We start from the raw sequence: 7,422 nt of genomic DNA on the forward strand, positions 1-7,422 counted from the left end.
CCCTTTTCTCCTTTCGCTTTACAATAGGCTTGAACACCTTTATTGTAGCGCGTTTGGAGTTTTTTTGGTATAACCGCAGATTGCGCACCCGCATAGCGAGTGGTTTATTTGTCTCGCACCTACGGAGCGAGACGGACTAGAAGTCACATAATGAGAAAATCACCAAAGTATTTAATCCTTTGGTGTTTTTGAAAAATAGTAGATATAATCTCATTAAACTTTTGTTGTTATCAGTTTAATAAGCTGTTCTTCAATGCACTTCAAATCTTTCTCCTCCGACTGTGTTGAGATTTCAAGAACAAATCGTTGAAAAAAGTATGCAAATAGGAGTCCTAAGCCTGTTCGGATAACCTCACAATCTTCCTGATAAGTAACAATATTGGGGTTATCATTTTGTAACCGGCTTAGCTGTATTTTTAAATCATCAATAATAGTATCTTGAATAGCAGCCATTAGACTCTGACGTAGTCTTGAATTAACTAAGATTTCCTGAAGTATTATTTTTATTATATCTGCATTTTGAGCTAAGAAACGAAAGCGATTCTGAACAATAAAGTGAATAACATCTTCAATCTTGCTATAGGTCTTCAATTTTGGCAGAAATTCTTTTTTCAACTCAGGAATGAGGGGCTCAATAATTTCTGATAAAAGCTCCTCTTTGGTTTTGAAATATTTAAAAATGGTGGCCTGACTAATACTGGCTTTTTCTGCAATTTGGGCAGTCGAAGTCCCATTGTAACCTTGCCGCGAAAACAGTTCAACAGCAGCAGAAAGGGTCTTCTTTTTTCCAGCAGGCATTTTTTGTACTTTCAGCCAATCCTGATAGCTATGTAAAATTGTATTGTTGTCCATCGTTACCTCGTTCTTTTCTTCTCTATTATACCTTGCGGTAGCGTTTTAGTCCAACGATATTCAAAATTGTTAAAATGCCAAGGAAGAAGGAAAGGACAAGCAAGTCATTCCCAAGATGGATAATGCTGGTACCGTTCAGAACAATTTTTGATAAGGCGTGCCCAGCATAATAAAGTGGAAGAACTTTCCCAATAGATTGCACCCAGTCTGCCATAGAATCTAAAGGAATGATACCTGAAATGAAAAGTTGCGGAGTGATAATGAGCGGGATAAATTGCATCATTTGAAATTCGGACTTGGCCAAAGTGGACAGCAGGAGACCAAATGCCAGAGCGACGAGCGCAAAAAGAATATTGACAATGATGACATCTCCTATATTGCCAAGAACTTCTAAATCTAAGAGCCAGATGGTTGATAAGACAATAACAACTGTCTGAAGTGCTGCAATAAGACTATAAGCCAGCATGTAGCCATAGACGATATCAGATCGCTTGACTGGTGTGGCTAGGAGGCGATCCAGTGTTCCCGTGGTACGTTCTTTCAAAAGAGCCATCCCTGAGATGAGAAAAACAAAGAAGAATACAAAGAAGCCCATCAGAATAGGAGTCATTTTGGTAAAGAAAGTGGTGTCCTCATCTCCATAAATATATTGTTCAGAGAGGTTAATATCATCAGCTTGAGAACCTTCAATTTCTACTGTTTCGGCTTGGTCGATATTTGCTTCATTAGAATCGCCGGCTTGTAAATTGCCAGACTGGCTTTGTGCCTTTTTAACAGCTTGAGCACTGGCTTCTTGTGCTTTCTTGAGATTTTCGATTTGGTCCTGAATTTGCGCTTGCTTGAGGGTGCTCGTTATGACCTGACGGGACAAGTTTGTTTTGCCAGGATCGGTATTGGTATAAGTTACCTGGTAGATATTTTCGTCCTTGAAGATAAGCACGGCGTCGACTTTTTCATCGTTTAAGGCTTCATTTGCCTTACTTTCTGTTTTATAATCCTTGGCCTTGATATGTTCCACGTCATCTAGGGATTTGACAATACTATCAGAAACATCGACGGCAGCGATGCTGACATTTGTTTCAGTATTAGCGGAAAAAGCAGCATTCATGAGCCACATGATAAAAACAGGCGCCATAAATAATAGGATCAGGGTTCGTTTATCACGTAATAGTTCCATGAATACTTTTTTTGAAATGGCCAAAATCTTCATTCTAATTCTCCCTCTGCTTTCAAGAAAACTTCCTCAACTGTATTGACACCATATGATGACTTAAGGGCAATGGGGCTGTTAAAGGCGATCATTTTGCCATCAAGCAACAGTCCAACCTTATCTGTCAGCTCCGCCTCATCCATGACATGGGTGGTAATCAATATGCCAACCCCTTCAGACTTCAATTGATGCAGTTCTTTCCAAACCTGACGGCGCAGAGCAGGGTCAATACCAACAGTTGGTTCATCAAGAATGAGGAGTCTAGGATTCCCTAAAAGTGCAATGGCTAAAGACAATCGACGTTTCATACCGCCAGAGTAGCCTGAAACGAACTTATTGAGGTGCTCCGTTAGTTCGACAACTTGTGAGACATGTTTAATGGCTTCAGGAATCTCAGCGCAAGACAGTCCCTTCATCCGGGCAAAAAATTGCAGATTCTCGAAACCCGTCAGTGACTCATAGAGGGCATCCGATTGTGCCATATAACCAATTTCTCCCAAGACATAGCGGTTGGGCATATGATGCCCTAGCACAAGCGCCTCTCCCTGATCCGCCTTTTCCATCCCAAGCATGGTTTTAATCATGGTTGATTTTCCAGCACCGGATGGGCCGATTAAACCGATAATTTGACCAGCTATCAAGTCAAAATTGATCTTGTCGAGAACAAGCTGCTGCCCAAAGTTTTTAGAGATTGCTTGTAAATCTAATAATCTTTCCATAAGAGCCTCTTTCTAAGTAAGTGATTAATCACTTACTATTTTTTGTTATAGTGGATAATCACTTACTTGTCAAATGATTTTTTAAAATTTAAATTGAAATTTGCTAACAAAATTGAGAAGCATCAAGTTTTCCCTCATACAAAGATGCTACAATATAGTAATGAAGAGAAAGGACGATTTGAATGAGCTATTCAAAACTTTTAAAAGAAATAATGTACGATGAAGATAATATTTCATATACAGAAAAAGGGATAAAACCACTTTTTTCTGCTCCAGAGACTGCTCAAATTATAATCATAGCACAAGCACCGGGGATTCGTGCTCAAGAGTTAGGTATATTTTTCAATGATTTAAGCGGCGATAAGCTTCGTGAATGGTTAGGTATTGATAGAGAATGTTTTTATGATTCTGGATATTTTGCAGTGGTCCCAATGGATTATTATTTTCCTGGAAAAGGTAAAACGGGGGACTTACCTCCAAGAAAAGGATTTGCAGAAAAATGGCATAAGAAAACATTAGATCTCATGCCAAATAAACAATTAATACTTTTGATTGGTGCCTATGCTCAACGATATTACTTAAAACAGAGATCGACGGAAAAATTAACCAATACTGTAAAGAATTTCGATAGATATCTACCTGAATTTTTCCCCCTTGTGCACCCTTCGCCACGTAATAATATTTGGCAATCCAAAAATCCTTGGTTTCTAGATCAGGTTATTCCTGCTTTGCAGGAACGTGTTAAAGCAATTCTTAAATAAAGATTCGGAAATATACAGAAGATCGTTTTTAAACAATCTACCAGGAATAGTAGGTTTTTTTATAGTCAAAATTTTTAGAACTGATACTATCGTAACCGAATAGAATTATAAAAATATAAGTCTATGATTAATATCATTAAATCAATTGAACATAGTTAGATGTATTTGAAACAATCTAGACATTCTAGTATTTTTAAAACTTGATATAAATCAATTCTTATATTTTTATACTCATTTATACTAGAGACAATAAGGGAGGTAGAAATCATGCAAAAATGGTTATCAGGTTATCGAAATTGGTTGACAGTCATCACTGGTGTTCTTATTATACTTGCTTTTGCAGTCAAATGGTTTTTGAGTAGTGAGCAGGGCTCGGCTTATCTATTGTTTGCAGCTTCATTAGTTGGCGGTTTTCCAATTTTAGTTCAAGCATATCAAGCTCTTAGAGTTAAGGTCATTAGCATCGATCTTTTGGTGACCCTTGCTATTTTAGGAGCATTTGTTATTAATGAGTTTGTAGAATCAGCTATTGTAGCTTTTCTCTTCTTGTTTGGTGCATACTTAGAACAAAGAACATTAGCCAAGACACGTTCTGCGATTAAGAATCTTGTCGAGTTGGTGCCAGAGACTACATTTCGGAAAGCACACAATGGTGACTTTGAAGAGGTGTCGGTTGAAGAAGTTGAAGAAGGTGACATTCTTATAGTAAAAACAGGTGGTAAGATCCCAGTTGATGGTGAAGTTATATTTGGCGCTGGTACCACAAATGAATCTAGTATAACAGGTGAGCCTATTCCAGTCTCTAAAGGTCTAGGAGATAAAGTTTTTGCTGGTACTATTCTCGAAAATGGGACCATACAACTTCGTACTGATAAAATTGGGGAAGACACAACTTTTGGGAAAATTATTGAATTAGTCGAAGAAGCACAAGACTCCAAATCAAAAGCTGAAAGATTTATTGATCAATTTTCAAAATACTATACACCTGCAGTTTTGGTGCTTGCTATTCTCGTTTGGCTTATTAGTCGCAATATTAAGTTAGCCGTTACTATTTTGGTTCTTGGATGTCCTGGTGCATTGGTTATTGGGGTACCAGTTTCAAATGTGTCAGGGATTGGAAATGGCGCACGACATGGTATTTTATTTAAGGGTAGTGATGTCATTACAAACTTTAGTAAAGTTGATACAATGCTATTTGATAAAACAGGAACATTAACTTATGGTAACCCTCAGGTTTCACAGACAATCTACTATAGCAGTGATAGGAGTCTTGCTGAGAGCTTACTGGCTAGTGTTGAGAGAGAATCAGATCATCCGCTCGCGAAAGCAATTGTGAACCATTACTCAGGTTCTGTAGTAGAGGTAATTGACTCAACAGAGGTCGTTCAAGGTGGGGGAGTTGTTGCTCGTATTCAAAATCACCAAGTTCTCGTAGGGAACTCTTATTTGATGAATCAATATAATATTCCTTTCACTAACCAGATGAAGAGCGACATAGCAGGGATGGAAGCAGAAGGGAATTCAATTGTCCTAACTGCTATTGATGGACAAATAGCTCTTGTTGTAGGGATTCGCGACCAGATTAGACAAGGAGTCAAGGAGGATTTAGAGACGCTTAAGAATATGGGAGTAAAAAATCTCATTCTATTGTCTGGAGATAATCAAGGCACAGTTGATTTAGTTACTAATCAGTTAGGCTTAACCGAGGCTTATGGTCATCTACTACCAGAAGACAAGGCAGAATTTGTGAGAAAACGTCAGGCAAGTGGAGAAATAGTAGCATTTGTCGGAGATGGTATTAATGATAGCCCATCATTGGTCTTGGCAGATATTGGAATTGCCATGGGAAACGGTACAGATGTTGCCATTGAAACTTCAAATGTTGTTTTGATGAATTCGGATTTTCACAGAATCCCTCATGCGATCGGATTGGCTAAAGCTACACGACGTAATATGATTGAAAATATCTTCATTTCATTGCTAGTCGTAGTAGTTCTTCTTATCAGCGTTCTCTCAAGTTCGTGGATGAATATGGCTATTGGCATGTTTGTTCATGAAGGTAGCATTCTCCTAGTTATTTTGAATGCTATGAGGCTTTTAAAATATAAAAGAAAATAGAGATTCTTGATAGAAATCAATTTTTTATTCTAAATATCGTACTATACTAAAGATATAATAAGGAAAGGAAGTAAAGATGATGAAAAAAGCTATACTACAGCTTGAAACACTGGCTTGTCCTACATGTATGCAAAAAATTGAGGGAGCCATTAAAAGTGTGGCAGGTGTTGATAAGGACAGTGTTAAGGTTCTCTTCAACGCTAGCAAGGCAAAAGCAAATTTTGATACAAGTCTGACAAATATTGAAGAAATTACGAATGCAGTACGAGCAATTGGCTATGATGTTCTAAAAGCATCAGAAAAATAATAGGGGGGGAAGTTGTAATGTTAAAACAATTTTTTGAAGCAAATGATGAGATGCTTGATTTATATACTAATGCTATCACAAAAGCTCATGGGAAAAATCATCCAGAAGTTTTTGAAGTTCGCAAACTTTATGAAACAATTCAGCATAAAATTCAGGGTAATAATATGGACCTATCAAATGAATTTTCGGAACTGAGGGGTGTTACAAAAGATTTTGCGATTCCAGATGATGTTTGTGAGACATTTACTAAAACCTATCAGCTCTTAAAACAATTTGTCGAATTATCTCAAGAGTAGGTTTCGTCAATTAGAAAGAGGTTATCCATGGTTCAACATCTTTGCGTAACACTTGTACCATTATTTAATTATCTGTCAGAAGATGAGCAGATTGAAATCAATCAATTGGCGAGACACCAACAATTTAAAAAAAATGAGATTATTTTCAAACCAGGAGATGAAAAACTAAATATTGTAGCTCGTGGAAGTATGAAAGTCTATCAACTGTCTCCGAATGGTAAGGAACAACTTTTACGAGTTGTTGAACCGGGTAGCTATGAGGGTGAAAATCAGTTGTTTGGTATAAAAAACGAGACACTTTTTGGTGAAGCTCTCGAAACAACTGAAATTTGTAGCTTGAGCAAACAAGCTTTTGATCAAGTAATGCTTAGGAATCCACAAATAGCTCTTAAATTATTTGAATTAAGTATGCAAAAGATGATTCAAGTAGAGAAGCAGGCCCAGATTTTATCTATGGAGCGTGTTGAGGAACGTTTGTCGAACTACCTCTTGGATTTGTCAAAAGTAGCGAATGATTATCAGTTCAGTTTACCTATGAAGATGATTGATATCGCGCGATATATAGGAACTACCCCTGAAACTCTTTCTAGAAAATTTAGATTTCTTGAGGATAATAGATTGATAAAACGTTCAGGTAGAAGAATAATTATTCTTAACGGAGATGGCTTAATTGATTTATGAGGTGAAAAATGTAGTTTGACAAATTAAAGGAATATCTACCCTATCAAGGAGAAAAATATATTAAGCCTGAATAGGCTGGTAATTATCGCCGGTATATGATGGATTTAAGGGACCTAGCTCGACAGGCCCGGAATGAATTCAGTTTAATCAGTAAATCTTTTGAAGACAGGGTAAAGCCATTTAAAGCAGAGCGTGTTAGTCAATGGATGAATCAATCTCAGCTATGTCGTCCACATTTTTGGTGTTACTTCCGATTGCCTTCCGATGGTTTGGATGATTCGGCATTGGCTATTCGTCTTTATGGGGAATCTGATAATTTCGGAATTTCCGTTGAGGTTAGTTTTGTAGAAAGAAGAAGGTCTGAAAACAGTTTAGAGAAACAAAATAAAGGGCACCTCTAATAACTACCAATTAAGGGCACCTCTAATAACTACCAATTAATTCACCTCTAAATGAAATTAGAAAAAAACATAGAAAT

General features: G+C 37.2%; 8 protein-coding genes and 1 pseudogene. 6 read left to right on the plus strand and 3 right to left on the minus strand.

The features are described 5' to 3' along the window. Positions 1-213: 213 nt before the first annotated feature. From LRA01S_RS09895 to LRA01S_RS09905, 3 genes are read right to left on the minus strand one after another with little or no spacing between them, the layout of a single operon-like run. Positions 214-852 carry a TetR/AcrR family transcriptional regulator gene (locus tag LRA01S_RS09895; RefSeq protein ID WP_061775466.1) on the minus strand — a complete coding sequence of 213 codons (639 nt, stop codon included), beginning with the start codon at positions 850-852 and terminating at the stop codon, positions 214-216. Between the two features lie 25 nt (positions 853-877). Next, the gene (locus tag LRA01S_RS09900; protein WP_061775467.1) at positions 878-2,062 is read right to left on the minus strand and encodes an ABC transporter permease; all 1,185 of its coding nucleotides are present in this window, start codon (positions 2,060-2,062) and stop codon (positions 878-880) included. Next, on the minus strand, positions 2,059-2,781 hold the full coding sequence (locus tag LRA01S_RS09905; protein WP_061775468.1) for an ABC transporter ATP-binding protein: 723 nt from the start codon (positions 2,779-2,781) through the stop codon (positions 2,059-2,061). Before LRA01S_RS09905 ends, LRA01S_RS09900 begins: the two co-directional genes overlap by 4 nt. Positions 2,782-2,963: 182 nt before the next feature. On the opposite strand from LRA01S_RS09905, the gene LRA01S_RS09910 reads away from it, so the two are divergent. The 6 genes and pseudogenes from LRA01S_RS09910 to LRA01S_RS09935 form a co-directional block, all read left to right on the plus strand. After that, entirely contained in the window at positions 2,964-3,542 is a 579-nt protein-coding gene (locus tag LRA01S_RS09910) for a uracil-DNA glycosylase family protein (RefSeq protein ID WP_031367084.1), read from the plus strand. 267 nt (positions 3,543-3,809) lie between these two features. Further along, entirely contained in the window at positions 3,810-5,660 is a 1,851-nt protein-coding gene (locus LRA01S_RS09915; protein WP_031367083.1) for a heavy metal translocating P-type ATPase, read from the plus strand. 79 nt (positions 5,661-5,739) lie between these two features. After that, a complete protein-coding gene (locus LRA01S_RS09920; protein ID WP_031367082.1) occupies positions 5,740-5,967 on the plus strand; it encodes a heavy-metal-associated domain-containing protein in 228 nt (75 codons plus the stop codon). Positions 5,968-5,984: 17 nt separating this feature from the next. Next, complete coding sequence (locus tag LRA01S_RS09925; RefSeq protein ID WP_031367081.1) at positions 5,985-6,263, plus strand: hypothetical protein; 279 nt, start codon at positions 5,985-5,987, stop codon at positions 6,261-6,263. Positions 6,264-6,290: 27 nt separating this feature from the next. After that, on the plus strand, positions 6,291-6,944 hold the full coding sequence (locus LRA01S_RS09930; RefSeq protein ID WP_031367080.1) for a Crp/Fnr family transcriptional regulator: 654 nt from the start codon (positions 6,291-6,293) through the stop codon (positions 6,942-6,944). Positions 6,945-7,039: 95 nt separating this feature from the next. After that, positions 7,040-7,333, plus strand: a pseudogene (locus LRA01S_RS09935) (hypothetical protein); the annotation flags it as partial. Positions 7,334-7,422: the final 89 nt, after the last annotated feature.

This window comes from Pseudolactococcus raffinolactis NBRC 100932 (assembly GCF_001591765.1).
GTDB classification, from domain to species: Bacteria; Bacillota; Bacilli; order Lactobacillales; family Streptococcaceae; genus Pseudolactococcus; species Pseudolactococcus raffinolactis.

Excerpts from the sequence above, each read along its gene's own strand:
- LRA01S_RS09895 (WP_061775466.1), bottom strand. The coding sequence starts at position 852 with ATGGACAACAATACAATTTTACATAGCTATCAGGATTGGCTGAAAGTA.
- LRA01S_RS09905 (WP_061775468.1), bottom strand. The coding sequence starts at position 2,781 with ATGGAAAGATTATTAGATTTACAAGCAATCTCTAAAAACTTTGGGCAG.
- LRA01S_RS09915 (WP_031367083.1), top strand. The coding sequence starts at position 3,810 with ATGCAAAAATGGTTATCAGGTTATCGAAATTGGTTGACAGTCATCACT.
- LRA01S_RS09910 (WP_031367084.1), top strand. The coding sequence starts at position 2,964 with ATGAGCTATTCAAAACTTTTAAAAGAAATAATGTACGATGAAGATAAT.
- LRA01S_RS09900 (WP_061775467.1), bottom strand. The coding sequence starts at position 2,062 with ATGAAGATTTTGGCCATTTCAAAAAAAGTATTCATGGAACTATTACGT.
- LRA01S_RS09930 (WP_031367080.1), top strand. The coding sequence starts at position 6,291 with ATGGTTCAACATCTTTGCGTAACACTTGTACCATTATTTAATTATCTG.
- LRA01S_RS09920 (WP_031367082.1), top strand. The coding sequence starts at position 5,740 with ATGAAAAAAGCTATACTACAGCTTGAAACACTGGCTTGTCCTACATGT.
- LRA01S_RS09925 (WP_031367081.1), top strand. The coding sequence starts at position 5,985 with ATGTTAAAACAATTTTTTGAAGCAAATGATGAGATGCTTGATTTATAT.